The organism is Demequina lignilytica, assembly GCF_030418375.1.
GTDB classification, from domain to species: Bacteria; Actinomycetota; Actinomycetes; order Actinomycetales; family Demequinaceae; genus Demequina; species Demequina lignilytica.
Genome location: NZ_JAUHPZ010000002.1, coordinates 481,579 through 507,795 on the forward strand (window position 1 = coordinate 481,579; position 26,217 = coordinate 507,795).

A 26,217-nucleotide genomic window follows, 5' to 3' on the forward strand; every position below is an offset into this window, starting at 1 on the left:
AGAATCGCCACCATGTCTTCCCTTGAGAGAAGCGATGTGGCGCGCCTGGCGGCGCTCGCCCGCATCGAGATGACCGACGCGGACCTCGACCGGCTCTCGGGCCAGCTCGCCGTGATCGTCGACGCCGTGGCCAAGGTGGCCGAGGTGGCCGGCGAGGACGTGCCCGCGACCAGCCACCCGATCCCCATGGCGAACATCCACCGCGCCGACGAGGTCCGTCCGTCGCTCGCGCAGGACGCCGCGCTGTCGGGGGCCCCGGAGGCCGAGGACGGCCGCTTCCGTGTGCCCCAGATCCTGGGGGAGGAGGCATGACCGCCGTGGACGCAGCCGCCCGCGACTGGACCCGTGCCACCGCTGCGGAGATGGCCGACGCCCTCGCCACCGGCGAGGTGACCTCGGTCGCTCTGGTGCAGGCGCACCTCGACCGCATCGCCGCCGTCGACGGCACGGACCCGTCGAACGGCGTCCACGCGTTCCTGCACGTCAACGCCGAGGAGGCGCTCGCGACGGCGGCCGCCGTCGACGCCGACCGATCCGCCGGCGTCGCGCTGCCGCGCATGGCGGGCGTGCCGATCGCGGTCAAGGACGTGGTGGTGACGCAGGGCATGCCGTCGACCGCCGGCTCCCGCATCCTCGAGGGCTGGATCCCTCCCTACGACGCGACGGTCACGCGCAAGGTCCGCGAGGCCCGGATGCCCATCCTGGGCAAGACCAACATGGACGAGTTCGCCATGGGCTCCTCCACCGAGCACTCCGGCTACGGCCCGACCCGCAACCCGTGGGACCTCGAGCGGATCCCGGGCGGCTCGGGCGGTGGCTCCGCCGCGGCGCTCGCGGCGTTCGAGGCGCCCCTCGCGATCGGCTCCGACACGGGCGGCTCGATCCGCCAGCCCGCCTCGGTGACCGCGACCGTGGGGGTGAAGCCGACCTACGGCGGGGTCAGCCGCTTCGGCGCGATCGCCCTCGCCTCCTCCCTCGACCAGCTCGGACCGTGCGGCCGCACCGTGCTCGACACGGCGCTGCTGCACGAGGTCATGGGCGGGCACGACGTCATGGACGCCACGTCCCTCGACGAGCCGGTGCCGGCCGTCGTCGAGGCCGCCCTCGCCGGTGCGGCCATGGACCTCACCGGCGTGAAGGTCGGAGTCGTCAAGGAGATCTCCGGCGAGGACGGCGGCTTCCAGGACGGCGTCAAGCAGCGGTTCGAGGAGTCGCTCGACCGGCTCCGGGCCATGGGGGCGGAGACCGTCGAGGTCTCCTGCCCGTCGTTCGAGTACGCGCTCGCCGCCTACTACGTGATCCTGCCCTCGGAGGCCTCCTCCAACCTCGCGAAGTTCGACTCGGTCCGCTTCGGCATGCGGGTGGAGCGCGAGACGGTCGAGAAGACGATGCTCGCGACCCGCGCGGAGGGCTTCGGCGACGAGGTCAAGCGACGCATCATCCTGGGCACCTACGCGCTGAGCGCCGGCTACTACGACGCCTACTACGGCTCCGCGCAGAAGGTCCGCACGCTGGTGCAGCGGGACTTCGACGCGGCGTTCGCGCAGTGCGACGTGCTCGTGTCGCCCACGACGCCCACGACGCCGTTCAAGATCGGCGAGCGCATCGACGACCCGCTGGCGATGTACCTCAACGACGTCGCGACCATCCCCGCGAACCTCGCCGGCATCCCCGGCATGTCGCTGCCCGCGGGTCTTGCGCCCGAGGACGGGCTCCCGACCGGCTTCCAGATCCTCGCGCCCGCGCACGAGGACGCCCGCCTCTACAAGGTCGGTGCGGCGCTGGAGGCGTCGCTCGTTGCCGACTGGGGCGGCCCGCTGACCGCACAGGCTCCGGAGGTGGCCCAGTGACCACGATGACCTACGCGCAGGCGATGGACGAGTTCGACCCGGTCTTCGGCATCGAGGTCCACGTCGAGCTCAACACCAGGACGAAGATGTTCTGCGGCTGCGCGAACGAGTTCGGCGCGGAGCCCAACACCCAGGTCTGCCCGGTGTGCCTGGGCCTGCCCGGCGCGATGCCGGTGACGAACGAGAAGGCCGTCGAGTCGGCGATCCGGCTGGGCCTGGCGCTCGGCTGCTCGATCCGCGAGTCCTCGCGCTTCGCCCGGAAGAACTACTTCTACCCGGACCTCGCCAAGGACTACCAGATCTCGCAGTACGACGAGCCGACCTGCTACGAGGGCGCCCTCGACGTGGTGCTCGACGACGGCACCGTGGTCGAGATCGGCATCGAGCGCGCGCACATGGAGGAGGACGCCGGCAAGAACACCCACGTGGGTGGCACGGGCGGCATCCAGGGCGCCGACTACTCGCTGGTCGACTACAACCGCGGCGGCGTGCCCCTGGTCGAGATCGTCACCAAGCCGATCACCGGCATGGGCGACCGCACGGCCGAGGTGGCACGCGCCTACGTCGCGACCATCCGCGACATCGTGCGGGCGCTCGGGATCTCCGACGGCCGCATGGAGCAGGGCTCCGTCCGCGCCGACGTCAACCTCTCGCTGCGACCCAAGGCCGTGGCGGGGGAGTCGCAGGACGACGTCCCGTTCGGCAAGCGCTCCGAGACCAAGAACGTGAACTCGCTGCGTGCGATCGAGCGCGCGGTCCACTTCGAGGCGGCACGCCAGGCGTCGCTGCTGCTCGCCGGCCGACCGGTGGTGCAGGAGACCCGTCACTGGCACGAGGACACCTCGTCGACCACGCCGGGCCGCTCCAAGGAGGAGGCGGAGGACTACCGGTACTTCCCGGAGCCCGACCTGCTGCCGGTCCAGCCGGCCCGCGAGTGGGTCGAGGAGCTGCGCGGCACCATCCCCGAGCACCCCGCCAAGATGCGGGCGCGCCTCAGGGAGGAGTGGGGCTTCTCGGATCTCGAGATGCGCGACGCGGTCGCGGCGGACGCGCTGGGCCTCATCGCCTCCACCGTCGAGGCGGGCACCACCGCTCAGTCCGCCCGCAAGTGGTGGATGGGCGAGCTCTCGAGGGTCGCCAACGACCGCGAGGTGGCGCTCGGCGAGCTGCCGGTGACACCGGCCGCGGTGGCGGAGCTCCAGGGCCTGGTCGACTCGGGCAAGATCAACGACAAGCTCGCGCGTCAGGCGCTCGAGGGCGTCCTCGCGGGCGAGGGCTCGCCCACGGAGGTGGTCGCGTCCCGCGGCCTCGAGGTCGTGTCGGACGACTCGGCGCTCGAGAAGGCCGTGGACGATGCGCTCGCCGCCCAGCCCGACGTCCTCGCCAAGATCCAGGACGGCAAGGTGCAGGCGGCCGGCGCCATCGTGGGGGCCGTGATGAAGGCGACCCGCGGCCAGGCCGACGCCGCGCGCGTGCGCGAGATCATCCTCCAGCGCGCGGGAGTCGAGGGCTGAGCCCCGGCTCGACCGGCCCACCTGGCCCCGCCGAATCCCGACTGCAGAGCGAGCACCCATGCTGACCGAGACCCCCGTGAGCCGCGCGGCCCGCGGGGGTCTCGACGCATCGGTGCCCATCGCTGCGCTCACGTTCGACGACGGCCCCAACGGCGCCGACACGCTCCGCCTGCTCGACCACCTGCGCGAGCGGCGCATCCGGGCGGTGTTCGCGGTCATCGGGGAGAACATCCTCGCGCCGGGCGGGGGCGACCTTCCCTCGGGCGCCGAGGTGCTGCGCCGCATCGTCGCCGACGGCCATGTGCTCTGCAACCACGGCATGTCCGACACGGACATGGGGGAGTGGGACGCGTTGACCGTGCGCGACGATCTCCTGAAGGTGCTCGACGTGATCGAGCAGGCGGCGGGTGACGCGGTGCCGGTGCCCTACTGGCGCGCGCCCCGCGGATCCTGGGGCGTCACCGCCCCCGTCGCGACCAGGCTCGGCATGCAGCCGCTCGCGGTCACCGGCACGATCGGCGACTGGGAGGAGCAGGACCCCGCGGTGCTCGCCTCCCGGCTGCGGGTCGCCATGGAGCCCGGCGCCGTGGTGCTCGCCCACGACGGTGGTGGCGATCGCGCGGGAACCATCGACGCGGTCATCGAGGTGGTGGACGAGCGCCTCGCCGACGGCTGGCGCTTCGTGCTCCCCGAGATGCCGTAGAGGGCTCTCGCTCGCGGCTGGCTGGACCTTCAGCACCTACCGGTCCGTGCCCGGGTGGCGACACACGCCACGACCGCGAGCGTCGCACCTGGCAGATGGCTCGAGGGTTGCGCTGGCCCGAGATGAGATCGAGCCGGTAGGCGCCCAGCGACCACCTACCCGACCTCCACCACCGGCAGCCGCGGCTCCTCTCCCGTGAGCCGGCGCACCGGCCCGACCAGGTCCACGGTCACGGTGGCGCGGCGCCGCTCGCTCGTCCCCGTCCACAGCTCCACCTCGCCCGGCTCGACCACGCGCGCGAGATCCACGCCGGAGAACGCCAGCCGGGACGTCGGCACCCGGAATCGGACGATGCGCGACTCCCCGGGCGCGAGCGGCACCCGGGCGTACGCGAGCAGCTGGGCGACGGGCCGGGGCAGCGAGGCGCGCACGTCGCGCCCGTAGAGCTGCACCACCTCGGTGCCGGCGCGCGCGCCGGTGTTCACCACCGAGACCTCCGCCTCGATCCAGCCGTCGGTCGCCGCGGGCCCCGCCACGCCCAGCTCCTCGTGCGAGAAGGCCGTGTACGACAACCCGTGCCCGAACTCGGCGGCGGGCGTCGGATCCACATGCGTCACCTCGGTCGCGCCGCCCAGGCGGCTGTGCAGGTAGGTGTACGGCTGGGCGCCCGCGGAGCGCGGCAGCGTGATCGGGAGCCTCCCGGACGGGTTCACGTCGCCGGCGAGCACCGCCGCCAGGGCCCCGCCCCCCTCCTCCCCGGGGAAGTACGCCTGGACCACGGCCGCGCATCGTTCCATGGCCCAGCCCAGGGCGTACGGCCGCCCGGTCAGGGCCACCAGCACCACCGGGGTGCCCGTCTCGAGCACGGCCTCGACGAGCGCGCGCTGGACTCCGGGCAGCTCGAGCGAGTCCGCGTCGCAGCCCTCGCCCACCGTGCCGCGTCCGAACAGGCCGGCGTGGTCGCCCACGGCGATCACCGCCACGTCGGCGCCGCGCGCCGCCTCGACGGCCGCGTCGAATCCGGATCGATCGGGGTCGGACACCCCGCAGCCCCGCGCGACGGTGACGGGCGCCTCCCACCGCGCGGCGAGGGCCGCCGCCATGGTCGGCGCCTCGATCCCCATCGCGACGCCCGGCCGCTGGGCGAGCACGTGGTTCACGAACGAGTAGCACCCGAACAGCGCCTGCGCCCGGTCCGCGTTGGGGCCGATCACGGCCAGGCGCGAGGCCGGCGACAGCGGCAGGGTGCCGTCGTTGGAGACCAGCACGATCGACTCCTCCGCCAGCGCTCGGGCCACGGCACGATGCTCCGGAGAGTCCAGGTCCACGCCGCCGGGGGGCGCCCCGGCGAAGTCGCGGTCGAGCAGCCCCAGCCGCTCCTTCTGCGCGAGCACGCGCACGACGGACCGGTCCACCAGCTCCTCGGGCACGGAACCCGCGCGCACAGCCGCCGCGAGCGGCGCGAGGTACGCATCGCCCGTGGGCAGCTCGACATCGACGCCTGCCGCCAGCGCCATCGAGGCGGCCTCGCCCAGGTCGGCGGCCACGTCGTGCAGCACGTGCAGGAAGGCCACGCCGAAGTAGTCCGCGACCACCACGCCGTCGAAGCCCCACTCGTCGCGCAGCAGCACGGTGAGCAGCCGCCGGTCCGCGACCGAGGGCACCCCGTCGACCGCCGTGTACGCGTGCATCACCGCCCGCGCGCCACCATCCTTCACCGCCATCTCGAACGGCGGCAGCACCGTGTCCGCGAGCTCGCGCGGGCCCATCGACACCGGCGCGAAGTTCCGCCCGGCCGCCGAGGCCGAGTAGCCGGCGAAATGCTTGAGCGTCGCGTCGACGCCGGCCGACTGGAGCCCGCGGACGTACGCCGTCCCGATCGACCCCACCAGCAGCGGGTCCTCGGAGATCGCCTCCTCGGTGCGCCCCCAGCGGGGATCCCGCACCACGTCGAGCACGGGCGCGAGCCCCTGGTGGATCCCTAGCGCCGCCATGGACGAGCCGATCAGCGCGCCCATCCGCTCGACCAGCGCATCGTCGAAGCTCGCGCCCCACGCGGGCGGCGACGGGAACGTCGCCGCCTTCCAGGCCGCCAGCCCGGTGAGGCACTCCTCGTGCACGATCGCGGGGATGCCCAGGCGCGTCCCGGTCACCAGGGCGCGCTGGCGCTCCCACAGCCAGGCCGCGCGCTCGTCGGGCTCGACGGGGTTGGTCCCGTAGGCGCGGGTGATCTGCCCGAGGCCGTGCCGCATGGCCTCGCCCGCGCCGCCGGTCGAGGACAGCTCCCCCTGGAGCGGCGCGACCGAGTCGCCCTCCTCGCCCTCCCAGAAACCCACCAGCTGGGCGAGCTTCTCCTCGAGCGTCATCTCCGCGAGCAGCGCGGCGACGCGAGGGGACACGGGTACGGCGACGGCGGTGGTCACGGCGCTCACCCCTTCACCGCGCCCGACAGGCCGCCCACGATCCGCTTCTCCATCAGCGTGAAGAACGCGAGGGCGGGCAGCATCGCCACGGATGTGAACGCAAGGATCGCGGCCGTGTCCGACGAGTACTGCGAGGAGAACCGCGCGACGCCGAGCGGCAGCGTGTACGAGTCGGGCGAGGTCAGCACCAGCAGCGGCATCAGGTAGGCGTTCCAGCTCGCGACGAACTGCAGCACGCCCACGGTCACCATCGCGGGCACCGCCAGCGGCAGCAGGATCCGGAAGAAGAACCCGACCCTCGTGGTGCCGTCCACGAACGCGGCCTCCTCCAGCTCGCGCGGGATCGCCTTGAGGAACGGCCGCAGGATGATCACCGTGATGGGCAGCGCGAACGCGACCTGGGGGATGATCACGCCCCAGTGCGTGCCCAGCAGGTGGAGGTCGCGCAGCTGCAGGTACAGCGGCAGGATCGCGACGCCGATGGGGAACAGCAGGCCCAGCACGAACACCAGGTAGAGCGCCTCGCGCCCGCGGAAGCGGTAGCGGGCCAGCGGATACGCGGCCATGGTGCCCGTGATGATCACGCCGGCGGTCGTGCCGACCGCGATCAGCGTCGAGTTGAGCACCTGCTGCCAGAAGTCGCCGGAGCTCAGCACCCTCCCGTAGTTGGACAGCACCCACGGGTCGGGCAGCGCGGTGGGGGCGGAGGCGATCTGGCCGTTGGTCCGGAAGCCGGAGGTGATGACGTACAGCACGGGGACGATCGTCACCGCGATCACCGCCAGGACGATCACGTACTGCAGGATGGTGCTCGCGCGCAGCGGCGCGCGGCGGGACGATGCGGCGGCCGGGGGCGTCGGCGGGGTCGCGGGCGCGGGGCGGTCGGCGAGGGCGGTCATGTCACGCCTCCCTGTCGTCGGACGAGGTGTTGTCGGAGCGGAGCACGAAGCGGATGTAGACCAGCGCCGCGACGAAGCTGATGGCGAAGAGGATGACGGCGACGGCCGAGCCGTAGCCGAACTGCGAGCGTTCGAAGCCCTGCTGGATCATGTAGGTCGCCATGGTGTGCGAGGACCCGGCCGGTCCGCCGTTGGTCATCACCTTGACCATGTCGAACAGCTGGAGCGAGCCGATCACGGACACGAACGCCCAGATGCGGATGGTGGGGCCGAGCAGCGGGATGGTGATGCGCCGCTGGATCTGCCACCACGAGGCGCCGTCGATCGCGGCGGCCTCCTCGAGCTCGGGGTTGATGCCCTGCAGGCCCGCGAGGAACAGGATGATCGCGAAGCCGATGTACTTCCAGCTGATCACCAGCAGCAGGGTCCACAGCACCACGTCGGTGTCCGCGAGCCATAGGGGCCGCGGGCTGTCGACGCCGAGGGTCTGCAGCAGCCCGTAGACGGGGGAGAGCGCCCAGTCGACCAGCCCGTGCGGCTGAAGCATCAGCGTGAACATCACGCCGGCGATGACCTCGGACAGCACGTAGGGCACGAAGATCAGCAGCCGGAACGCGCCACGGCCGCGCATCCTGCGGTTCATGAGCAGCGCGACGCCCAGGGCGATCGGCAGCTGCACCGCGATCGAGCCGACCACGAAGAACAGGTTGTTGCGCAGGGCGCGCAGGAAGTCGTCGTCGGTGAGCGCCCGCGTGTAGTTGTCGAGGCCGATGAACTTGGTGAGCTCCTCGATCCCGTTCCAGTTGTAGAGGCTGTAGTACCCGGCGCGAGCCACGGGCACCAGCACGAAGAGGATGAACAGCAGCAGCGCGGGGGCCACGAAGACCCCGATCTCGAGCCACTTGCGGGCGGTCTGGGCGCGCCGCGCGGGGGCGGCCTTCGTGGACGGCTCGTGCGAGCCGTCCACGAAGGCCGCTGCGCGACCCGGCGTCTCCGTCATGGTCACGGCGATCCCTGCTCGAGGGTCAGCCGTTGTCCGCGGCGGCCTGCATGGCAGCCGGGATGTCGGCGGCCGAGGCCTGACCGGAGAACATGGCCTCGACGGTGTCGTTGAGCGCACCACCCACGTTCGGCCCGAAGCCGATGTCCATCCACAGCTGGACGTAGGCGGCGTCGGACGCGACCTCGATCTGCTCCTGGGTGGTCGGCTGGGAGACGCCGGCGGCGGCGGCCGGGATGACGGGGACGCCGCCCACGATCTCCGCGAAACGGGTCTGCACGTCCTCGGAGAGGATGTACTTCAGCAGGTCCACGCACGCGGTCGGAGCGTCGACGTAGCAGGAGAAGCCGTCGCCTCCGCCCATGGCTGCGGTCGGGTCGCCCGCGCCCTCGACCTCGGGGAACGGGAACCAGTCGAGGTCCGCCGTCAGCGCGTCGGGGTCGTCGACCAGGCCCGTCATGACGAACACGTTCCAGTGGCCCATGAGCTCCATCGCGGCGTTGCCGGTGGCCACCAGGCCCGCGGAGCTGGACGCGCCCTGCTGGGCCGACGTGCCCGCGAAGCCCTCCTGGAACGGCTCGGCCGCGAGCAGCTCCTCGACCTTCTCGCCTGCCGTGACGAAGCACGGGTCGGAGAAGTCGCCGTTCGCGCCCGCCTCGTTGATGGTGTCGAGCGTGCACGAGCGCAGGGCGAAGTTGAACCACCAGTGCGCGGCGGGCCACTGGTCCGCGGCGCCGACGGCGATCGGGGTGACGCCTGCGGCCTTGAGCTTGTCGACCGCGGCGTACAGGTCGTCCATCGTGGACGGCTCCTCCGTGATGCCGGCCTGCTCGAACAGCGACGGGCGATACCAGATGCCCTCGATGCCGAACTGGAAGGGCAGGCCGTAGTAGGTGCCGTCGACGCTCCACGGGGCGGCGGTGCCGCCGATCGCGGCGAGCTCGTCGTCGACCAGGCCGGTGAGGTCCATCAGGTGACCGGCCTCCGCCTGCTGCGCCATCTCCCCGCCGCCCCACTGCTGGAACAGCGACGGGGCGTCGCCGGACTGGAGGGCGACCGCGATGCGGGTCGAGACGTCCTCGTTCTGGATCGCCTCGATCTCGACGGTGACGTTCGGGTTGGCCGCCTCGAACTCGTCCGCGACGGTCTGCCAGAAGCTGTTGAGCGGGTCCTCGGTGCCGTTGTGCCACCAGGTGAGGGTGACGGGGCCGTCACCGTCGGGGGAGTCGGACGAGCCGGTGCTCGCGTCTCCCGAGCTGCATGCGGCGAGCAGCACCGCCGCCGTGGTGGCGAGCGCCGCTGCCGCGCCTGTGCGCCTGCGAACCTTCATGTATCCGGGTCCTCTCTGTCCTCGTTGACATCTCCGGTGCTGTCGAGTCTGTGGCCGGTCCCAGGCATCGTCAAACGTTTTCGACAACGTTTTCGTTTCCGTGACAATCCTGTTACCATCGCCGCCATGGAGCCCGAGGGAAGGGTCAAGCTCGCCGACGTCGCCGAGCTCGCCGGTGTGTCGATCGCGACCGTGTCGAAGGTGGTGAACGGCCGCTACGGGGTGGCCGCGCACACCGTGGCGCGGGTGCGCCGAGCGATCGACGAGCTCGCCTACGTGCCGAACCTGTCCGCCTCGAGCCTGCGGTCGAAGAGCACCGGGGTGCTCGGCTTCCTGGTCGCGGACTTCGAGCCCTACGCCGCCGAGCTGATGAAGGGCGCCGCGCGCGCGGCGCACGGCACCCAGTACGAGCTGATCGCCCACGCGGGCGGCTGGTCGCCGGGGTGGGAGCGACGCTCCCTGGCCCGCATGGGCGGCACCCTGGTCGACGGTGCGGTGGTCGCCACGCCCACCGTCCAGCACGCCTCGACCGCGATCCCTGTGGTCGCCGTGGACCCGCACTACGGCCCGAACCAGGTCCCGACGATCGACTCCGACACCTTCGAGGGCGCCCGGGAGGGCACCGCGTACCTGCTGTCGCTCGGGCATCGTCGCGTCGCCTTCATCGGCGGCCGCAAGGACCTGGGGACGTCCCGCCTGCGCGAGGCGGGCTTCCGCGCCGCGATGAAGTCCGCCGGCGTCCCCGTCGACGAGTCGCTGATCGCGTACGCCCGCTACGAGCCGCAGCTCGCCGGCGAGGCGGCGCGCGCGATGCTGGGGGTGGCGCGCCCGCCGACCGCGATCTTCGTCTCCAACGACGTGATGGCGATCCGCGTGATCGAGGTCGCCCAGTCGCTGGGGGTGCTGGTGCCGGAGGACCTCTCCGTGCTCGGCTTCGACGACGTCCCCGAGGCCTCGATGGTGCCGCGCGGGCTCACCACGGTGCGCCAGCCGCTCCAGGCGATGGGCTTCGCCGCGATGGAGATGCTGCTGCGCCTCCTGCGGGGGGAGCCCGGGAGCGAGCACGTGCGGATGCCGACCGAGCTGATCGTGAGGGGGACGTGCGCGCCGCCGCGCAGCGTGTGATCCCCGCTCCGCTGCGCCCGCGGAGTGCATCGCGCGACGGTTCCAGCCCGATGCGTCGCGCGGTGCACTCACAGCGCGCGCCGGTGCGGCGGGGCAGCGCTTGACCTTCCCGTCCGCTGGAAGGAATAACGTGCGGAGGCGTTGACTCTTCCAGGAGGTCCCCATGAGCCACGAGCACGGCCGCGACACCATGACCGCGGATCACGACCACGACCACGACGCCCACCACGGCCACGACATGAGCGGCGAGGAGCCGCACGGCGACCACGGCAAGGGTGGTCACGAGATGACCGGCCACGAGCACCATGGCACCGACCACAGCGGCCACGCGATGGTGTTCAAGCGCCTGTTCTGGTGGAACCTGCTGGTCGCCATCCCCGTGATGGCGACCAGCACCATGGTCGAGGGCTGGTTCGGCTACGACCTCCCGGGCAGCGCCTGGATCCCGCCGATCCTCGGCACCGTCATCTACCTGTGGGGCGGGTGGCCGTTCCTCAGCATGGCCTGGCGCGACGAGATCACCGTCCGCCGACCCGGCATGATGACGCTCATCTCGCTCGCCATCACGGTCGCGTTCGGCGCCTCGCTCGCCGCGACGTTCGGCGTCGGCGACTTCAACTTCTGGTGGGAGCTCGCCGGCCTGATCGTCATCATGCTGCTGGGGCACTGGCAGGAGATGAAGGCGGTCGGCCAGGCGCGCGGCGCCCTGGCCGCCCTGGCCGAGCTGCTCCCAGACGATGCGGAGCGCGTCTCCGGCGACGGCGACGCCACCGAGCACGTCAGCATCGGCGACCTGGTCGAGGGCGACGTCGTGATCGTCCGCCCCGGCGGTCGGATCCCCGCCGACGGCGACATCGTCCGCGGCGACGCGAGCGTCGACGAGTCGATGATCACCGGCGAGTCCGCGCCCGTCGCCAAGGCCCAGGGCGACCGAGTGGTCGCCGGCACCGTCGCCACCGACGGCTCCCTCCGGATCGAGGTGACCGCGACCGGTGACGGCACCGCCCTCGCCGGCATCCAGCGCATGGTCGCGGACGCGCAGAACAGCCGCTCCGGCACCCGTCGCCTCGCCGACCGCGCCGCCGCGTGGCTGTTCTGGATCGCGCTCGGCGCCGCCGCGATCACGCTGCTCGTGCACGCGGTGCTCGGGGACCTCGGCGGCGGCCTGACCGCCGCGGTGTCGGTCCTCGTGGTCGCGTGCCCCCACGCGCTCGGCCTCGCCATCCCGCTGGTCATCGCCATCTCGACCGCGCAGAGCGCCAAGCACGGCATCCTCATCAAGGACACCGCCGCGCTCGAGGCGATGCGTACCGTCGACTCCGTCCTGTTCGACAAGACCGGCACGCTCACCGAGGGGTCCCACCACCTCACCGGCATCGCGACCGTCGACGGCTGGAAGGACGATGCGGTGCTCGCGCTCGCGGCGGCCGTCGAGTCCGAGTCGGAGCACCCCATCGGGCGCGCGGTGGTCGCCGCCGCGAAGGATCGCGGCCTCGACATCCCTGCGCCGAGCGACGTCGACACGGTTCCCGGGAAGGGTGTGAGGGCCGCCGTGGACGGGCAGGAGGTCGCGGTCGGTGGCCCCGCGCTGCTCGAGGAGCTGGGCGTCGAGGCGCCGGGCGGCCTGGACGATGCTGCGGACGCCTGGCGTGAGAAGGGCGGCGCGGTCCTGCACGTGGTGGTCGACGGCACGGTGGTCGGCGCGTTCACGACCGCCGACCCCGTACGTCAGGAGTCCCGCGCGGCCGTCGACGCCCTGCACTCGCGCGGCGTCGAGGTCGCCCTCATCACCGGAGACGCGCGATCCGTCGCGGACGCGGTCGCGGGCACCCTCGGCATCGACGACGTGTTCGCGGAGGTCCTGCCGGACGACAAGGACCAGGCGGTCGAGGACCTGCAGGGCACGGGCAAGCGGGTCGCGATGGTCGGCGACGGGGTGAACGACGCGCCGGCCCTCGCGCGCGCCGACGTGGGGCTCGCGATCGGCGCGGGCACGGACGTCGCCATGGAGGCCGCAGGCGTGGTGCTCGCGAGCTCCGACCCGCGCGGCGTGCTCGGCGTCATCGAGCTCTCGCGCGCGACCTACCGGAAGATGCGCCAGAACCTGGTGTGGGCCACCGCCTACAACGTCATCGCCATCCCCATCGCGGCGGGTGCGCTCGCGCCGCTCGGCATCACCATGCCGCCGGCGATCGCCGCGATCGCGATGAGCCTGTCGACCATCGTCGTCGCGCTGAACGCGCAGCTGCTGCGTCGGGTCGAGCTCGACGGCGACGTGCTCGCACCCAAGCGCTCCGACTGGGCACGCTGACGGCCGACGCTCCGCACCTACCGGCCGGGCTCACGGCGGTGGCTGCACATTGCGGCGCAGCGTCATCCCTGCTAGATCGGTGCCGGCTGGCAAGCCCGGGGGTGACGGGTCGCGGCGGTAGGTGCGCAGCGTCCGGGACGGGCGGCGTCAGCCGAGGACGCCGACGCCGATCATCGCGTACACCATCAGCGCGATCGCCACCCCGGTGGCGACCAGCACGGGCATCCCGTAGCCGAGCCAGAGCGCGATGATCGCCGACTTGCGGTTCGAGGCGCTGCCCGAGCGCTGCCGGCGGAGGCTGACGTGGCCCATGGCGATCGCGAGGGGGAACAGCAGCACCGCGGCGGCGGCGAGGGCGGCCTTCGCGATCCAGTCGTCGCGGTGGAGCGGATGCACGCCCAGGTACGGGTGGTAGCCGTGCGGCAGCTCCGGGTGCCCGACGTAGCCGAGCTCGTCCTTGTAGGTCATGACGCCCTCCCCAGGCCAGGCGCCGGGGGGCGCCCGATGGGAGCAGGGTAGACCCGTCGCGGTCTCGGCGGAAGGGTGCACACAGGACGAAGCCCTCGCGACCCCACAGAAAAGGAAAAGGAAGAGGACGCGAGGGCTCCGCCGGGACAATGCTACGGCGTCGGAACTACCCCTCCTGGGACCCGAGGCCCTTCAGCAGGAGCGTCTGGGCGACGATCATCCTCTCGATCTCCTCCGGGTCCACGCTCTCGTCCGAGGCGTGGATCCGGGAGCCGGCCATGTCCTCGGGTCCCCACAGGACGAACTCCGCCCGCGGAGCCACCCCGCGCAGGGTCTCGAGCAGCGGGATCGACCCGCCCGAGCCGACCTCGGACACCGCTCGGCCGAACGCCGCCTCCATGGCACGCTGCGCGGCGGTGACCAGCGGGCCGTCCGTCGAGCACAGGAACGGCGGTGCGGTCTTGCTGGGCGTGACCTCGACCTGCGCGCCCCACGGCGCGTGGCTCTCGAGATGGGCGACCAGCGCGGCCAGCTCGGCCTTCGGGTCCGTGCCGGGGACGATCCGCATCGACACCTTCGCGCTCGCGGCCGGATGGATCACGTTGGAGGAGTCCGCGATCGAGGTGATGTCGACCCCGATCGCGTTGATGGAGGGCTTGGCCCACAGCCGGTCGCCGATGCGTCCGGTGCCGATGGTCTCGACGCCCGGCAGCAGCGCGGCGTCCGCGCGGAACTGCTCCTCGCTGACGGACGTCCCCGGCCACGTGCCGCCGGTGACGCCGGCGACGGCCACGTCCCCCGCATCGTCCACCAGCGTCGACAGGAGGCGCGCGAGCGCCATCATCGCGTCCGGCGCGGCGCCGCCGAAGACACCGGAGTGGAGGGGGTGGTCGAGCGTGCGGACCGTGACGGTGCACGACACGTCGCCGCGCAGGCCCGTGGTGAGCACGGGCTCCCCGACCACGAGGTTGCCCATGTCGGTGATGACGAAGAGGTCGCAGTCGAACAGGTCGGGGTGCGCCTCGACGAACTCCTCCAGGTTGCTCTCCGTCTCCTCCATGCCCTCGAGGATGATGCGCAGCGTGACCGGAGGCTTCCCGCCGAGCGCGCGCAGGGTGCCCAGGTGGGTGACGATGCCGGACTTGTCGTCGGCGGCTCCGCGGCCGTAGATGCGACCGTCGTCCTTGCGCGTCGCGGTGAACGGCTCGGTGGTCCAGCCCTGGCTCACGGCGGCGGGCTGCACGTCGTAGTGGGCGTAGAGCACCACCACGGGGGCGTCGGGCGGGCCGGGGATCTCGCCGTAGATGGGCGGGTAGCCCCAGGGGACGTCCATGAGCTCGGCGTTCGCGAAGCCGGCCTCGCGCACCAGCTCGAGGGTGCGCCGCGCCATGCGCTGGACGGGCTCCTCGGGGTAGCCGGGGAAGGCGATCGAGGGGATCGCGATGAGCTCCTCGAGGTCCGCGATGACGCCGGGCATGAGCCCCTGGACGGTGGCGATGATGTCGTCTGAAGTCACCCGATCGATGCTACCGACCGCGCCGACCGCCCCTCTCTCTCCTCCCGCCCCCGGACAGTCCGCACGGATCTCGACGCGACACGCCGCGCATGGCGGCGGCTACGGGGTCGACACGCCGCAGACCCGGGACCAGCTCCGTGCGGACTGTCCAGGGAGGGGGAGGCGGGCGTCAGGGGAGGTAGGACGATGCCGCCGCCGTGTAGGCCTCCATGATCTCGGGGCGGGTGTCCTTCGCGGGCGCCGCGACCACCGCGAGCGGCCACTCGGGACGCGATCCCGTGAGCGCCCACGCGGCCTGGACCGCCGCGCCGGCGGCCACGTACTCGCCGGGCTCGGGCACCTCGACAGGCACGTCGAGCACCTGCGCCGCGATCGCCTGCACGGCGGCGTTCTGGGCCGAGCCCCCGACCAGCAGCGCGCGCTTCGCCACCACGCCCGCGGACAGGATCGCCTCCATGCCGACCGCCTGCGCCGCGAGCATGCCCTCGATCGCGGCGCGCGCGATGTTTTCGCGCGTCGTGTTGGCCAGCGTCATGCCGTGCAGGGACGCGGTGGCCTCGGGCAGGTTCGGCGTGCGCTCGCCCTCGAAGTACGGGACCAGCGTGAGGCCGCCGGCACCCGGCTCGGCCGCCATGGCGAGCGCGCTCAGCTCGTCGTAGCCCACCCCGAGCACCGTGGCGAAGGCGTCGAGCACGCGCGAGGCGTTGAGGGTGCACACCAGCGGCAGGTACTCGCCCGAGGCGGAGGCGAAGCCGGCCACGATCCCGGTCTCGTCGCGGAAGCCCTGCTCGGTCACGGCGAACACGGTCCCCGACGTGCCGAGCGACACGACGACGTCGCCCACGGTCGCCCCGAGGCCGAGCCCGGCGGCGGCGTTGTCGCCCGCCCCGGGGCCCACGATGCAGGTCGCGCCACCGGTGAGGTCGCCGTGCACGGTGCCGGCGCTCTCGCCGGCGCCCAGCACGCGCGGCACCACCGCATCGTGCCCCAGGGCGGCGATCAGCAGGTCGCGGTCGTACTCGCCCGTCGCGGGGTTCCAGTAGCCGGTGCCCGACACGTCCGAGCGGTCGGTCGTCAGCTCGGACAGCACCGGACCGAGCGGCGACGATGCGGCGGGCCCGTAGCCCCGCAGCCGCCAGGTCAGCCAGTCGTGGGGGAGGGCGACGGCCGCGACCCGCGCCGCGTTGTCCGGCTCGGCGTCGCGCAGCCAGCGCAGCTTGGTCGAGGTGAACGATGCGACGGGCACCAGCCCCGTGCGCTCCGCGAGGGCGGTGGCGCCGAACTCCTCGGTGAGGTCGCGCGCGGCGCCCGCCGAGCGGGTGTCGTTCCACAGCAGCGCGTCGCGCACCACCTCGCCGTCCGTGGACAGCGCGACCATGCCGTGCTGCTGGCCGCCCACGGAGATCGCGGCGACGTCGGCGAGGCCGCCCGCCTGCTCGATCGCGGCGAGGAGGGCCGTCCACCAGGCCGCGGGGCCGACGGACGTGCCGTCGGGGTGCGAGGCGCGGCCGGAGCGCACCACCTCGCCGGTCGACAGGTCGCGGACGACCACCTTGCAGCTCTGCGTCGAGGAGTCGACGCCGGCGACGAGCGTCATCGCGCGTCCTTTCTGATCACGTTCGAGAGGGAGAGGCCGATGCCCGCTCGCCCCAAGGAGGAAGGGCGGGCGGGCATCGGCGGGGGAGGGGGTGGGTCTAGCGGGCGCCCATGAGGTGCTCGACGGCCAGCTGCTGCAGCTTGACGAAGCCGAAGCCCTTGCCGTCGAAGTAGACGTCGGGCTCGAAGTCCTCGTACGCCGAGGGGTCGGCCAGCAGGTCCGCGGTGGTCTCGCCCTCGCCGAGCGTGGTCTGCGCGAGATCGCCCTGGCGGGTGGCGGCGATGGCTTCCTGGACCTCCGGGTCGGCGCGGAAGGCCGCGGCGCGCTCCTTGAGCAGCAGGTACATGCGCATGTTGGCCTTGGCCGACTCCCACACGCCGTCGATGTCCTCGGTGCGCGACGGCTTGTAGTCGAAGTGGCGCGGGCCCTCGTAGGCCTTGCCGCCGCCGGGGCCGCCGTTCTCGAGCAGGTCGACCAGCGAGAACGCGTTGATCAGGTCGCCGTGGCCGAACACCAGGTCCTGGTCGTACTTGATGCCGCGCTGACCGTTGAGGTCGATGTGGAACAGCTTGCCGTGGTCGAGCGCCTGCGCGATGCCAGCGGTGAAGTTGAGACCAGCCATCTGCTCGTGGCCCACCTCGGGGTTGAGTCCCACCAGCTCGGGGTGGTCGAGCGTGTTGATGAACGCCATCGCGTGGCCCACGGTCGGCAGCAGGATGTCGCCGCGAGGCTCGTTCGGCTTGGGCTCGATCGCGAAGCGCAGGTCGTAGCCCTTCTCGAGGACGTAGTCGCCGAACAGGTTGGCGGCCTCGCGGTAGCGCTCCAGGGCGACGCGGATGTCCTTCGAGAAGTCGTACTCGGCGCCCTCCCGCCCGCCCCACATCACGAACGTCTTCGCGCCCAGCTCGGCGGCGAGGTCGATGTTGCGCAGGATCTTGCGGATGGTGAAGCGACGCACGGCGCGGTCGTTCGACGTGACTCCGCCGTCCTTGAACACCGGGTGGGAGAACGTGTTGGTGGTGATCATCGGGATGGTCATCCCGGTCTCCTCGCACGCCTTCTTCAGCGCGTCGATCGCCGCGCGCCGGTCCGCCTCGGAGCAGCCGAAGGGGAACAGGTCGTCGTCGTGGAAGGTCATGCCGTAGGCGCCGAGCTCGGCGAGCTTGTGGATCGCCTCGACCGCGTCGAGCGGCCCGCGCGTGGCGGAGCCGAAGGGGTCGGCGGCGTTCCAGCCGATGGTCCAGAGGCCGAACGTGAACTTGTCGGCCGGGGTGGGCGTGATCGCCATGCGAGCTCCTCTGCTCTGTGCGGGTGCACGTGATAAGTTTCTGGCATAAACATATGACGGGTGGGGCGTCGTGTCAAAGCGACGGCGGGGGATCGCGGCGCGACGATGCGGCGGTTTCAGCATCGTCCCTCGGTCCCGGCATACTGGCGGGCGACACAGGAGGTGCGCGTGGGCGCAGGCGACGCGACGATGGCGGCCGAGCAGGCCGCCTCCCCGGCCATGCGCGCCCGCGGGAGCCGCAACGACCAGACGAGGCGCCACAACCTGTCCGCGCTGCTGACCGCGGTCCACTACGGCGGGCCCCTGACCCGCGCGCAGCTCACGCGCGACACCGGTCTGAACCGCTCGACCATCGGCGGGCTGGTCGCGGAGCTCGCGGACCTGGGCCTCGTCGTCGAGGACTCGGCGGCGGAGACGGGCGCGGTCGGCCGCCCCAGCCTGATCGTACGGCCGCGCACGGACGTGGTCTCGCTCGCGATCCACCCCGACGTCGACGCGCTCGAGGTGGGGGCGGTCGCGATCGACGGCACCGTGGTGGGACGGCGCCGCGTCGCCCTCGACGCGCCGCCGAGCGCGGAGCGCGCCGTCGAGATCGCCGCCGCTGAGGCACGGTTCCTCCTGGGCTCGATGCCGGGCGTGCGGGTCGCGGCCGCGGCCGCGGCGGTGCCCGGCCTGGTCGCGATGGACGCGTCGACCGTGGTCGACGCGCCGCACCTGGGCTGGCGCGGCGTGTCGTTCGGCGAGCGCCTCTCCGACGCGCTCGGGATCCCCGCGACGGTCGGCAACGACGCGAACCTCGGCCTGCGCGCCGAGTGGGGCTACGGCGCCGCGAAGGGCCACGACAACGTCGTGTACCTCAACGGCTCCGCCTCGGGCATCGGCGGCGCCGCGCTGCTCGGCGGCGTCATGCTCCGCGGCGGCCGCGGCTACGGCGGCGAGTTCGGTCACATGATGATCCGCTCCGAGGGGGTCGAGTGCTCGTGCGGTCGCACCGGCTGCCTCGAGACCGAGCTCAACGCCGTCGCCCTCGACGCCGCGGCCCACGACGACGACGCCCTCGACGCGCTCGCGAGGACCCTGGCGCGCGCGGTCGCCAACCTCGAGTGCGCCTTCGACCCGGACGTGGTGCTGCTCGGCGGGTTCCTCGGGACGCTCTACGAGGAGCGCGAGGCGCTCATCGAGACCGAGGTGGACCGCCACAGCTTCCTGCCCAAGGCCGAGGGGGCCTCCATCGCCCGCGCGGCGCTGGGCGGCAACCGGCTGCTCATCGGCGCCGCGGAGCGCGCCTTCATGCCGCTGCTCGCGGACCCGGCGGGCACCGTCCTCATCCAGCGCTGACCGATCCCGAGGGCTCGAGCCGCCCACCCGTCCCGTCCTGGCAGACTGGCGGCATGATCACCGTCTCCGTGCCGGCACAGGAGGTGGCGGACGCCCTGGGCGACCTGGGGTCCGACGCCCGCGTCATCGTCTGGGATCCACGCGAGTCCGACCCGCCCGCCCACGAGCGGGAGCGGATCACCATCGCCTGCCTGCCGCACTGGAGCGGTGGCCGGAAGGTCTACGGCCGGCTCGGCATGTGCCCCGACCTCAAGGTGATCCAGATCGCCTCCGCCGGCTACGAGCACGCGCTGCCGTTCATCCCCGCGGGCGTGGCGCTCGCGAACGCGCGCGGGGTCCACGACACGCGCGTGGCGGAGATGACCCTCGCCCTCGCGCTCGCCTCGCAGCGCCGCCTGCCTCAGTTCCTCGACGCCCAGCGCCGCGGCGTCTGGGAGCCGGACTTCTCCGCGCCCTCGCTCGCGGACTCGCGCGCCCTGGTGGTCGGCTACGGCAGCATCGGCGAGGCGATCGCGACGCGGCTGCGGGCGTGCGAGGTCGAGGTCGAGGGGGTCGCGCGGTCCGCGCGCATCGCGACCGACGGCACGCTCGTGCACGCCGCCGCGGACCTGCTGAGCCTGCTGCCGCACCAGGACGTCGTGGTGGTGGTCACGCCCCACGACGAGTCGACCGACAAGCTGGTGGACGCCGCCTTCCTGGCGGCGATGAGGGACGGCGCGCTGCTCATCAACGTCGGCCGCGGCAAGGTCGTCGACACCGACGCGCTCGTCGCCGAGCTTCAGACCGGCCGCATCCGCGCGGCGCTCGACGTCACGGACCCCGAGCCGCTGCCCGAGGGCCACCCGCTGTGGAATGCGCCCGGGTGCATCGTCGTGCCGCACGTCGCGGGGGTGGAGACCCTCCTGAACCGTCGCTACACCGACCTGGTGCGCCGCCAGGTGGAGGCGCGACGGCACGGCGACGACCCGGTCAACTTCGTGATGATGGGGGCGTTCCCGGCCTAGGGATCGCGGCGGTCAGGCGGCGTCGCGCATCGCGATCCAGGCCTGCACGATCGCGGTGAGCTCGTCGCGTCGCTCCTCGGCCTCGGCGATCGAGATGAACGTCATCGACCGCCCCTCCTTGCCGTCCCCGAGCAGGTGGGGGAAGGTGCCGGGGATGAGCGCGCCCTGGTGGAACATCAGGGACGCGTGGCGGGTGGCCTTGGGGAAGAAGCTCGCGATGTTGCCCTTGTAGGTGAAGGTCGGTGCCTGCCACTTGATGCATTCGTCGACCCGGTCGTCGGCGTGAAGCATGATCCGCCTGACCCGCTCGACCACGTCCTTCATGGGGTTGTCGTAGCGAGTCATCCACAGGTCGACCTCGTTGTCCGCCATGAGGTCACCGTACTCCCGCGGTATCAGTCCTGGAAGGGCCGTTCGTGCTCGAGCAGCCAGCGCTTGCGCTCGACCCCGCCCGCATAGCCGGTGAGGGAGCCGTCAGCGCCCACCACCCGGTGGCACGGCACCAGCACCGTGAGCCGGTTGCGGCCGATGGCGCCGGCCACGGCGCGCACCGCGGTGGGGCGGCCGATCGCGTCCGCCACCTGCGCGTACGTCCGGGTCTCGCCGCACGGGATCGCGGAGAGCGCGGCCCAGACGCTGCGCTCGAAGTCGGTACCCGCGGCGAGCGTCGCTACCGGCGGCACCGCCGTCGGGTCCTCCAGGTAGGCGGCGTAGGCCGCCTCGGCGGCATCGAGCACGGCGTGCACCGGCGGGCGGTCGAGGCCGTCGAGCTCGGGGCGCCGGCGGTGGTCGTCGAAGTAGGCGCCGACGAGCGCCTCCTCCGAGGCGACGAGCGTGAGCGGACCCATCGGCGTGGGGATGTCGCGTGCGACCTGGGTGGTCATGGGGTTCTCCCTTCAGAGACGGCGGTCCACAGGTGGAGGGCCGCGTAGGCGCGCCAGGGCCGCCAGGCCTCGGCGCGAGAGTCCAGCTCACGGGGGGTGAGGCCCGCTGCCTTGGCGAGCACCAGGTCGGTCGCGGGGAACGCGTCCGGGTCGCCGAGCGCGCGCATCGCCAGGTACTCGACCGTCCACGGGCCGATCCCGCGGATCCCGAGCAGGGTCGCGCGCGCGGCGTCGCGGTCGGCGCCGGGACCCAGGTCCAGGTCGCCATCGAGCATCGCCTGGGCCACGGAGGAGATCGCTCGCCAGCGCGCGGCCGGCAGCAGCCCGGAGCCGGGATCGACGTCGACGAGCGCCTCGGGCCCCGGAAACATCCCGGTCGGGACGCTCAGTCCTCCGGGAGCGCCCTCATGCGAGCCTGCCGGGACGCTGAGTCCTCCTCCGTACGCCTCGACCAGCCTCCCGAGCGTACGCCGCGCACCGGCGACGGACACCTGCTGCCCGACGATCGCCCGCACGGCCATCTCGAAGCCGTCGACGGCGCCCGGCACCCGGAGCCCGGGCGCGGCGGCCACGAGCGGCGCGAGCAGGGGGTCGGAGCCCAGCGCATCGTCCACCGCGACCGGATCCGCGTCGAGGTCGAGCAGCCGGCGCACCCGCGCGACGGCCGCCGCGAGGTCGCTGACGTCGGCGAGCTCCAGCACCGCGCGCACGCCGCCGGCGACCGCGCTCAGCGCGACCCGTGCGGCCCCGCGCGGCAGCCGCATCGTCCGCTCGTAGGTCTCGCCGTCCCAGGTCTCGACCCCGTCGATCGCGCGCACCCCCAGGAAGGCGAGGGTGCGCCCGAGCGTCGCGGGCGCGCGCAGCCTCAGCCGCAGCTCCACCCGTGCGTCGCCGGTCGCGCGGGTCCCCGCGCGACCGCGCACCTCGCCCGGCGTGAGGTCCCAGGCGCTGCGGGCCGCGTCGTTGAACTGCCGCACCGAGCCGAAGCCCGCCGCTCGCGAGACCGCGTGCACCGGCAGATCGGTCCCCTCGAGCAGGGTGCGGGCGTGCTGGAGGCGATGCGCGATCGCCAGCGCGAGCGGACCCGCACCGAGCTCCTCGGTGAGCAGCCGCGACACGTGCCGCTCGGTGTAGCCCAGGCGCGCGGCGAGGCCCGCGACCCCCTCGCGCTCGATGACGCCGTCGTCGATCATCCGCATCGCCCGCGACGCGACGTCGGCGCCCACCCGCCAGCGGGGCGAGCCGGGAGCATCGTCCGGGAAGCACCGGCGGCATGACCGGAAGCCGGCCCGCTGCGCTGCGGCCGCGCTGGGATAGAAGTCGACGTTCGCGCGGGCGGGGGTGCGGGCGGGGCAGGACGGACGGCAGTAGATGCCGGTCGAACGGACGGCCGTGACGAACTGCCCGTCGTAGCGTGCGTCGCGTCCGCGGATCACCGCGTAGCGCGTCTCGTCGTCCCACATGCCTCGAGTGTCGCGCATCCTGGGCGCCGCGGATGGCGGATTTCGGACATCGCGGTGCGGGGTTGCCGCCGGCGGCGGCGCGTCAGCCGACGATCAGCCGCGCGGTCGCGGCGCCCTGACCCAGCACCACCAGCGAGATGAACGCGGCGAGGGCCATGAGCGCCGCCATGTAGCCCAGCCCGAGCGCGAGCGGCGCCCGGGACGATGCATGGGCGCGCCCGTCCCGGACCGCCCGGATCGAGAGGTGCCCGAGCACGAGCGCGACGGGGAACAGCCCGATCACCGCCGCGGTGAGCGCCGCGCGGGCCATCCAGTCCTCCGGGCGCTCGCGACGATGCGCGAGGTAGGGGTCGTAGCCGTGCGGGAGCTCGGGATGGCCGATGAAGCCGTGGTCCGATGAGGTGGCGCCCATGCGTGCCCTTCCTGTCCGGGCGGCACGCGAGGGGCAGGGCGCGGCCGGTGGCCGTGCGCCCAGGCGGGCGCCCTCGTTGGCTTTCCGCCACCGTAGCCCGCGCGCGTTACGACGGGATGACCGCGGTGCTACGTCTCAGCGCAGCTCCTTGCCCCGCTGGAAGTCCGCGAGCGAGACCTCCCGTTCTGCCTTGTGGTCGACCATGGGCTCCGGGTACGCCGGGGTGTCGAGCTCGGGCAACCAGCGCTCGACGTAGCGCCGGTCGGGGTCGAACTTCTTCGCCTGGGACTCGGGGTTGAAGATCCGGAAGTACGGCGCCGCGTCCCGTCCCGTGCCGGCGACCCACTGCCAGTTGAGCTGGTTCTGCGCGTGGTCGTAGTCGAGCAGCGCCTTGCGGAAGTACGCGGCGCCGCGCTGCCACGGCAGATGCAGGTCCTTGACCAGGAAGCTCGCGACCACCATCCGCACGCGGTTGTGCATGGTGCCGGTGGCGGCGAGCTCGCGCATGCCCGCGTCCACCAGCGGGAACCCGGTGCGCCCGTCGCGCCAGGCCATGAACGCCTCGTCCGCCTCGGACCCCGTCGCCCATGCGTCCTCGGGGATCACCGGCGTCAGCGATTCGCGCTGGGCGCGGGGGTGATGGTGCAGCACATCGGCGTGGAACTCGCGCCAGGCGACCTCCGACTCGAACTTGCGCGCGGCGTCCGAGCGCAGGCGGGACGATGCGGCGAGGACCGTCCGCGGATGGATCTGCCCGTAGGCGAGGGGCACGGACAGGTGCGACGTGGCGTCGAGATCGGGCCGGTCGCGCTCGCTCGCGTAGCGGTCGATGTCACCGGCGAGGAAGTCGGCGAGCTGGTCGCGGATGCGTGCCTCGCGGAACTCGGCGCGCTCCGCGAGCGGGTCGTCGGCGTCGCCGTGGGCGGCGCGCTGGTCGAGGTCCACATCGCTCTCGACGCGCACGAACCCATCAGGATCGGCATCCGGGGCGGGGGAGCGCCAGCCGTGCTCGCGCCAGGCGCGCAGGAAGGGCGTGAACACCTTGAACTCGGTCCCGTCGCCCTTGCGCACCCGCCCGGGCGCGACCGCGTACGGCGAGCCGATGAACCGCAGCTCGCGCCCGTCGGCCCGCAGCGCCGCCGCGACGGCCTCCTGCTCGCGCACGCCGGCGGGCGAGAACTCCTGAGCCGCCCAGACCACCGGCGCATCGTGCTCCCGCGCGACCGCGAGCACCGCATCGTCGGCGGGACCGCGACGGACGCCGAGCGCACCCCCGGTGTCCTCGCGCAGACTCCACCAGACGCGGGCCAGGTGGGCGCGGCGACGTCCCGACCAGAGGTGGATCGCGGGGGTCCACACGGCGGCGGCGGCGGCGGGGCCGTCCTCCAGAGCGCTGACCAGGGCGGGATTGTCGGCCAGGCGCGCGTCGCGCCGGACCCACCACACGGATGTCATGTCCGGCACAACACGAGGGGCCCGCCGGAAGATTCCGGCGGGCCCCTGAGAGGTGGGTGAGCGTCAGGCGCCCACGGCCACCGGCGCGTGCGCCTCGACGTGCGCGACCGCGGCGGCCAGGAAGCCGGACAGGATCGCCTTGACCGCGTCGTCGACCACGGCGCCGTCCGGGCCGAAGGCGGCGGGGTTGTACTGGAAGAACACCTCGGGCTGGCCCATGGTCAGCGCGTTGAAGTGGCCCAGGATCGCGCGCAGGTGCTGCTGCGCGGCGGCGGTGCCGACCGAGCTGATCGAGGCGCCGGCGATCGCGACGGGCTTGCCGTTGAAGGAGTTGGTGCCCCACGGACGGGCCGCCCAGTCGAGCGCGTTCTTCAGGGAGCCGGGCAGCGAGCGCGAGTACTCGGGCGTGAGGATGATGATGCCGTCGACCGACTCGATCGCGTCCTTCCACGCGGTCGCCTCGGCCGGGTAGTCGGCGTCGTAGTCCGGGGTGTAGAGCGGCAGGGCGCGGAAGTCGAGCTCGACGAGCTCGACGTCGGCGGGTGCGAGACCGACCAGCGCCTTCGCGACCTGGCGGTTGATGGACGTGCTCGAGAGCGATCCGACGATGTAGCCGATGCGGGTCATGAGTGTCTCCTCAGGGGTAGGGGGGTGGAGTCTCCGACGACGCTGGCGGACAGTCACGAGAACTACGGTGACACGTCAACTATTCCAGAAGATGACAAGTCAACAAAATGCCCTGGTGCGCGCGGCGCGTCGCTGTGAGGGCGGGGGAGCGATGTGGGGAGGGGACGATGCGGCCGGCCGCAGGAGCCGGCCCGCGCCTCAGCCCGGCGCGCCGGTGGTGGTCTCGGTGGAGAACGCGAGGATCGCCGGATCCCCGGTGGCCACGAGCGGGTCGATGGTCGACGCCGTGTCGACGAAAGGGCTCGGTGTGCCGTCGACCGGGCTGGCGGGACCGCCGTCGCCCCTCACCTCGAGCCGCTGGAGCACGCGCATGGGACGGCGGGTCTCCTCGGTCGACAGGCGGCCCGCCGCCGTGTCGATCACGGGGCGCTCGGCGGTGGCGACGCGCTCGCGGCTCAGATGCGCGACGTAGCCCGCGGCCGCCGAGACCAGCTCGCTCACCTGCGAGTCGAGCTCGGCGTCGACGCAGCGTCCGGATCCGCCGAAGCAGTGCGGGGCGACCGCGAGCGTCCGCTCGGGCTGCCCCATCAGGCGCGCGCCGGCGTCGTTGAGCACGGTGCGCAGGTGCTGCAGCGCGGCGAAGTATCCGGAGCGGGGCGCGGAGGCGCCGGCGATCACCACGGGCTTGCCCTCGAGCGAGCTCGGCGAGGCGGACGCCCAGTCGATCGCGTGCTTCAGGGCGCCGGGGATCGAGCGCTCGTGCGACGGGGTGATGATCAGCAGCCCGTCGACGTCGGCGAGCGCACGCTTGAAGGCGATCGCCCCCGCGGGCGTCGGCATGTCGGCGTAGGGGGCGTGGAACGGCAGCTCGGCGGTCGAGATCTCGACCAGGGTGGTGCCGCTCGGCGCGGCGGCGTGAAGCATGGTGGCGAGCTGGCGAGCAGTGCGGGCGTGCGGGAGCTGGCCCAGCAGCAGTCCAATGACCGGCATCTGCGGTCCTTCCTCGGAAG

General features: G+C 72.8%; 23 protein-coding genes. 8 read left to right on the plus strand and 15 right to left on the minus strand.

Features of this window, described 5'->3' with window-relative positions:
- Positions 1 to 12: 12 nt before the first annotated feature.
- From gatC to QQX13_RS05835, 4 genes are read left to right on the plus strand one after another with little or no spacing between them, the layout of a single operon-like run.
- Positions 13 to 312 (plus strand): Asp-tRNA(Asn)/Glu-tRNA(Gln) amidotransferase subunit GatC, encoded by a 300-nt coding sequence (gene gatC, locus QQX13_RS05820; protein WP_301121115.1) that lies wholly within the window; start codon positions 13 to 15, stop codon positions 310 to 312.
- The gene (gene gatA / locus QQX13_RS05825; protein WP_301152779.1) at positions 309 to 1,850 is read left to right on the plus strand and encodes an Asp-tRNA(Asn)/Glu-tRNA(Gln) amidotransferase subunit GatA; all 1,542 of its coding nucleotides are present in this window, start codon (positions 309 to 311) and stop codon (positions 1,848 to 1,850) included. Before gatC ends, gatA begins: the two co-directional genes overlap by 4 nt.
- 5 nt (positions 1,851 to 1,855) lie before the next feature.
- On the plus strand, positions 1,856 to 3,364 hold the full coding sequence (gene gatB, locus QQX13_RS05830) for an Asp-tRNA(Asn)/Glu-tRNA(Gln) amidotransferase subunit GatB (protein ID WP_301121237.1): 1,509 nt from the start codon (positions 1,856 to 1,858) through the stop codon (positions 3,362 to 3,364).
- Positions 3,365 to 3,422: 58 nt separating this feature from the next.
- Positions 3,423 to 4,067: a polysaccharide deacetylase family protein gene (locus QQX13_RS05835; RefSeq protein WP_301121119.1), complete on the plus strand. Its 645-nt coding sequence runs from the start codon at positions 3,423 to 3,425 to the stop codon at positions 4,065 to 4,067.
- 155 nt (positions 4,068 to 4,222) lie between these two features.
- Here the strand turns inward: QQX13_RS05835 and QQX13_RS05840 are convergent, their stop codons facing one another.
- Genes QQX13_RS05840 through QQX13_RS05855 form a run of 4 tightly spaced genes read right to left on the minus strand, consistent with a single transcriptional unit; the run spans position 4,223 to position 9,719 of the window.
- Positions 4,223 to 6,499 carry a beta-xylosidase/alpha-l-arabinosidase gene (locus tag QQX13_RS05840; protein WP_496111609.1) on the minus strand — a complete coding sequence of 759 codons (2,277 nt, stop codon included), beginning with the start codon at positions 6,497 to 6,499 and terminating at the stop codon, positions 4,223 to 4,225.
- Positions 6,496 to 7,389 (minus strand): carbohydrate ABC transporter permease, encoded by an 894-nt coding sequence (locus QQX13_RS05845; RefSeq protein WP_301121121.1) that lies wholly within the window; start codon positions 7,387 to 7,389, stop codon positions 6,496 to 6,498. Before QQX13_RS05845 ends, QQX13_RS05840 begins: the two co-directional genes overlap by 4 nt.
- Position 7,390: 1 nt before the next feature.
- Positions 7,391 to 8,389, minus strand: a complete 999-nt coding sequence (locus tag QQX13_RS05850) for a carbohydrate ABC transporter permease (RefSeq protein WP_301152827.1) — start codon at positions 8,387 to 8,389, stop codon at positions 7,391 to 7,393.
- 25 nt (positions 8,390 to 8,414) lie between these two features.
- On the minus strand, positions 8,415 to 9,719 hold the full coding sequence (locus tag QQX13_RS05855) for an extracellular solute-binding protein (RefSeq protein ID WP_301121123.1): 1,305 nt from the start codon (positions 9,717 to 9,719) through the stop codon (positions 8,415 to 8,417).
- Between the two features lie 126 nt (positions 9,720 to 9,845).
- Here QQX13_RS05855 and QQX13_RS05860 point away from each other — a divergent pair, with 126 nt between their 5' ends.
- Both QQX13_RS05860 and QQX13_RS05865 read left to right on the plus strand, forming a co-directional pair.
- Positions 9,846 to 10,844, plus strand: a complete 999-nt coding sequence (locus QQX13_RS05860; RefSeq protein ID WP_301121126.1) for a LacI family DNA-binding transcriptional regulator — start codon at positions 9,846 to 9,848, stop codon at positions 10,842 to 10,844.
- A gap of 163 nt (positions 10,845 to 11,007) precedes the next feature.
- Positions 11,008 to 13,155: a heavy metal translocating P-type ATPase gene (locus QQX13_RS05865; protein ID WP_301152781.1), complete on the plus strand. Its 2,148-nt coding sequence runs from the start codon at positions 11,008 to 11,010 to the stop codon at positions 13,153 to 13,155.
- 147 nt (positions 13,156 to 13,302) lie between these two features.
- Here QQX13_RS05865 and QQX13_RS05870 read toward each other — a convergent pair whose 3' ends face one another.
- The 4 genes from QQX13_RS05870 to xylA all read right to left on the minus strand — a co-directional run bounded on the left by QQX13_RS05870 (position 13,303) and on the right by xylA (position 18,024).
- Positions 13,303 to 13,623 (minus strand): hypothetical protein, encoded by a 321-nt coding sequence (locus tag QQX13_RS05870; RefSeq protein WP_301121129.1) that lies wholly within the window; start codon positions 13,621 to 13,623, stop codon positions 13,303 to 13,305.
- Between the two features lie 166 nt (positions 13,624 to 13,789).
- Positions 13,790 to 15,139 (minus strand): M20/M25/M40 family metallo-hydrolase, encoded by a 1,350-nt coding sequence (locus QQX13_RS05875; RefSeq protein ID WP_301152782.1) that lies wholly within the window; start codon positions 15,137 to 15,139, stop codon positions 13,790 to 13,792.
- Positions 15,140 to 15,308: 169 nt separating this feature from the next.
- On the minus strand, positions 15,309 to 16,736 hold the full coding sequence (locus QQX13_RS05880; RefSeq protein WP_301152783.1) for a xylulokinase: 1,428 nt from the start codon (positions 16,734 to 16,736) through the stop codon (positions 15,309 to 15,311).
- Between the two features lie 97 nt (positions 16,737 to 16,833).
- Positions 16,834 to 18,024, minus strand: coding sequence for a xylose isomerase (xylA, locus tag QQX13_RS05885; protein ID WP_301152784.1), 1,191 nt, complete (start codon positions 18,022 to 18,024; stop codon positions 16,834 to 16,836).
- A 168-nt stretch (positions 18,025 to 18,192) separates the two neighbouring features.
- On the opposite strand from xylA, the gene QQX13_RS05890 reads away from it, so the two are divergent.
- Both QQX13_RS05890 and QQX13_RS05895 read left to right on the plus strand, forming a co-directional pair.
- Positions 18,193 to 19,362: an ROK family protein gene (locus tag QQX13_RS05890; protein WP_301152786.1), complete on the plus strand. Its 1,170-nt coding sequence runs from the start codon at positions 18,193 to 18,195 to the stop codon at positions 19,360 to 19,362.
- 53 nt (positions 19,363 to 19,415) lie between these two features.
- Positions 19,416 to 20,366 carry a 2-hydroxyacid dehydrogenase gene (locus QQX13_RS05895; RefSeq protein ID WP_301152787.1) on the plus strand — a complete coding sequence of 317 codons (951 nt, stop codon included), beginning with the start codon at positions 19,416 to 19,418 and terminating at the stop codon, positions 20,364 to 20,366.
- Between the two features lie 12 nt (positions 20,367 to 20,378).
- Here QQX13_RS05895 and QQX13_RS05900 read toward each other — a convergent pair whose 3' ends face one another.
- The 7 genes from QQX13_RS05900 to QQX13_RS05930 form a co-directional block, all read right to left on the minus strand.
- On the minus strand, positions 20,379 to 20,738 hold the full coding sequence (locus QQX13_RS05900; RefSeq protein ID WP_301121163.1) for a DUF1801 domain-containing protein: 360 nt from the start codon (positions 20,736 to 20,738) through the stop codon (positions 20,379 to 20,381).
- Between the two features lie 23 nt (positions 20,739 to 20,761).
- Complete coding sequence (locus tag QQX13_RS05905) at positions 20,762 to 21,250, minus strand: methylated-DNA--[protein]-cysteine S-methyltransferase (protein WP_301121165.1); 489 nt, start codon at positions 21,248 to 21,250, stop codon at positions 20,762 to 20,764.
- The gene (locus QQX13_RS05910; protein ID WP_301152789.1) at positions 21,247 to 22,713 is read right to left on the minus strand and encodes a DNA-3-methyladenine glycosylase 2; all 1,467 of its coding nucleotides are present in this window, start codon (positions 22,711 to 22,713) and stop codon (positions 21,247 to 21,249) included. Before QQX13_RS05910 ends, QQX13_RS05905 begins: the two co-directional genes overlap by 4 nt.
- 82 nt (positions 22,714 to 22,795) lie before the next feature.
- Entirely contained in the window at positions 22,796 to 23,125 is a 330-nt protein-coding gene (locus QQX13_RS05915; RefSeq protein ID WP_301152791.1) for a hypothetical protein, read from the minus strand.
- Between the two features lie 135 nt (positions 23,126 to 23,260).
- Entirely contained in the window at positions 23,261 to 24,580 is a 1,320-nt protein-coding gene (locus QQX13_RS05920) for a cryptochrome/photolyase family protein (RefSeq protein ID WP_301152793.1), read from the minus strand.
- A 63-nt stretch (positions 24,581 to 24,643) separates the two neighbouring features.
- Positions 24,644 to 25,207, minus strand: coding sequence for an NADPH-dependent FMN reductase (locus QQX13_RS05925; RefSeq protein WP_301121173.1), 564 nt, complete (start codon positions 25,205 to 25,207; stop codon positions 24,644 to 24,646).
- Positions 25,208 to 25,405: 198 nt separating this feature from the next.
- Positions 25,406 to 26,197, minus strand: coding sequence for an NADPH-dependent FMN reductase (locus tag QQX13_RS05930; RefSeq protein ID WP_301152794.1), 792 nt, complete (start codon positions 26,195 to 26,197; stop codon positions 25,406 to 25,408).
- Positions 26,198 to 26,217: the final 20 nt, after the last annotated feature.

Bases quoted from the DNA above. Each gene is read 5' to 3' on its own strand.
- gatC (WP_301121115.1), top strand. From the start codon at position 13: ATGTCTTCCCTTGAGAGAAGCGATGTGGCGCGCCTGGCGGCGCTCGCC.
- gatA (WP_301152779.1), top strand. From the start codon at position 309: ATGACCGCCGTGGACGCAGCCGCCCGCGACTGGACCCGTGCCACCGCT.
- gatB (WP_301121237.1), top strand. From the start codon at position 1,856: ATGACCTACGCGCAGGCGATGGACGAGTTCGACCCGGTCTTCGGCATC.
- QQX13_RS05835 (WP_301121119.1), top strand. From the start codon at position 3,423: ATGCTGACCGAGACCCCCGTGAGCCGCGCGGCCCGCGGGGGTCTCGAC.
- QQX13_RS05845 (WP_301121121.1), bottom strand. From the start codon at position 7,389: ATGACCGCCCTCGCCGACCGCCCCGCGCCCGCGACCCCGCCGACGCCC.
- QQX13_RS05850 (WP_301152827.1), bottom strand. From the start codon at position 8,389: ATGACGGAGACGCCGGGTCGCGCAGCGGCCTTCGTGGACGGCTCGCAC.
- QQX13_RS05855 (WP_301121123.1), bottom strand. From the start codon at position 9,719: ATGAAGGTTCGCAGGCGCACAGGCGCGGCAGCGGCGCTCGCCACCACG.
- QQX13_RS05860 (WP_301121126.1), top strand. From the start codon at position 9,846: ATGGAGCCCGAGGGAAGGGTCAAGCTCGCCGACGTCGCCGAGCTCGCC.
- QQX13_RS05865 (WP_301152781.1), top strand. From the start codon at position 11,008: ATGAGCCACGAGCACGGCCGCGACACCATGACCGCGGATCACGACCAC.
- QQX13_RS05870 (WP_301121129.1), bottom strand. From the start codon at position 13,623: ATGACCTACAAGGACGAGCTCGGCTACGTCGGGCACCCGGAGCTGCCG.
- QQX13_RS05880 (WP_301152783.1), bottom strand. From the start codon at position 16,736: ATGACGCTCGTCGCCGGCGTCGACTCCTCGACGCAGAGCTGCAAGGTG.
- xylA (WP_301152784.1), bottom strand. From the start codon at position 18,024: ATGGCGATCACGCCCACCCCGGCCGACAAGTTCACGTTCGGCCTCTGG.
- QQX13_RS05895 (WP_301152787.1), top strand. From the start codon at position 19,416: ATGATCACCGTCTCCGTGCCGGCACAGGAGGTGGCGGACGCCCTGGGC.
- QQX13_RS05900 (WP_301121163.1), bottom strand. From the start codon at position 20,738: ATGGCGGACAACGAGGTCGACCTGTGGATGACTCGCTACGACAACCCC.
- QQX13_RS05905 (WP_301121165.1), bottom strand. From the start codon at position 21,250: ATGACCACCCAGGTCGCACGCGACATCCCCACGCCGATGGGTCCGCTC.
- QQX13_RS05910 (WP_301152789.1), bottom strand. From the start codon at position 22,713: ATGTGGGACGACGAGACGCGCTACGCGGTGATCCGCGGACGCGACGCA.
- QQX13_RS05915 (WP_301152791.1), bottom strand. From the start codon at position 23,125: ATGGGCGCCACCTCATCGGACCACGGCTTCATCGGCCATCCCGAGCTC.
- QQX13_RS05920 (WP_301152793.1), bottom strand. From the start codon at position 24,580: ATGACATCCGTGTGGTGGGTCCGGCGCGACGCGCGCCTGGCCGACAAT.
- QQX13_RS05925 (WP_301121173.1), bottom strand. From the start codon at position 25,207: ATGACCCGCATCGGCTACATCGTCGGATCGCTCTCGAGCACGTCCATC.
- QQX13_RS05930 (WP_301152794.1), bottom strand. From the start codon at position 26,197: ATGCCGGTCATTGGACTGCTGCTGGGCCAGCTCCCGCACGCCCGCACT.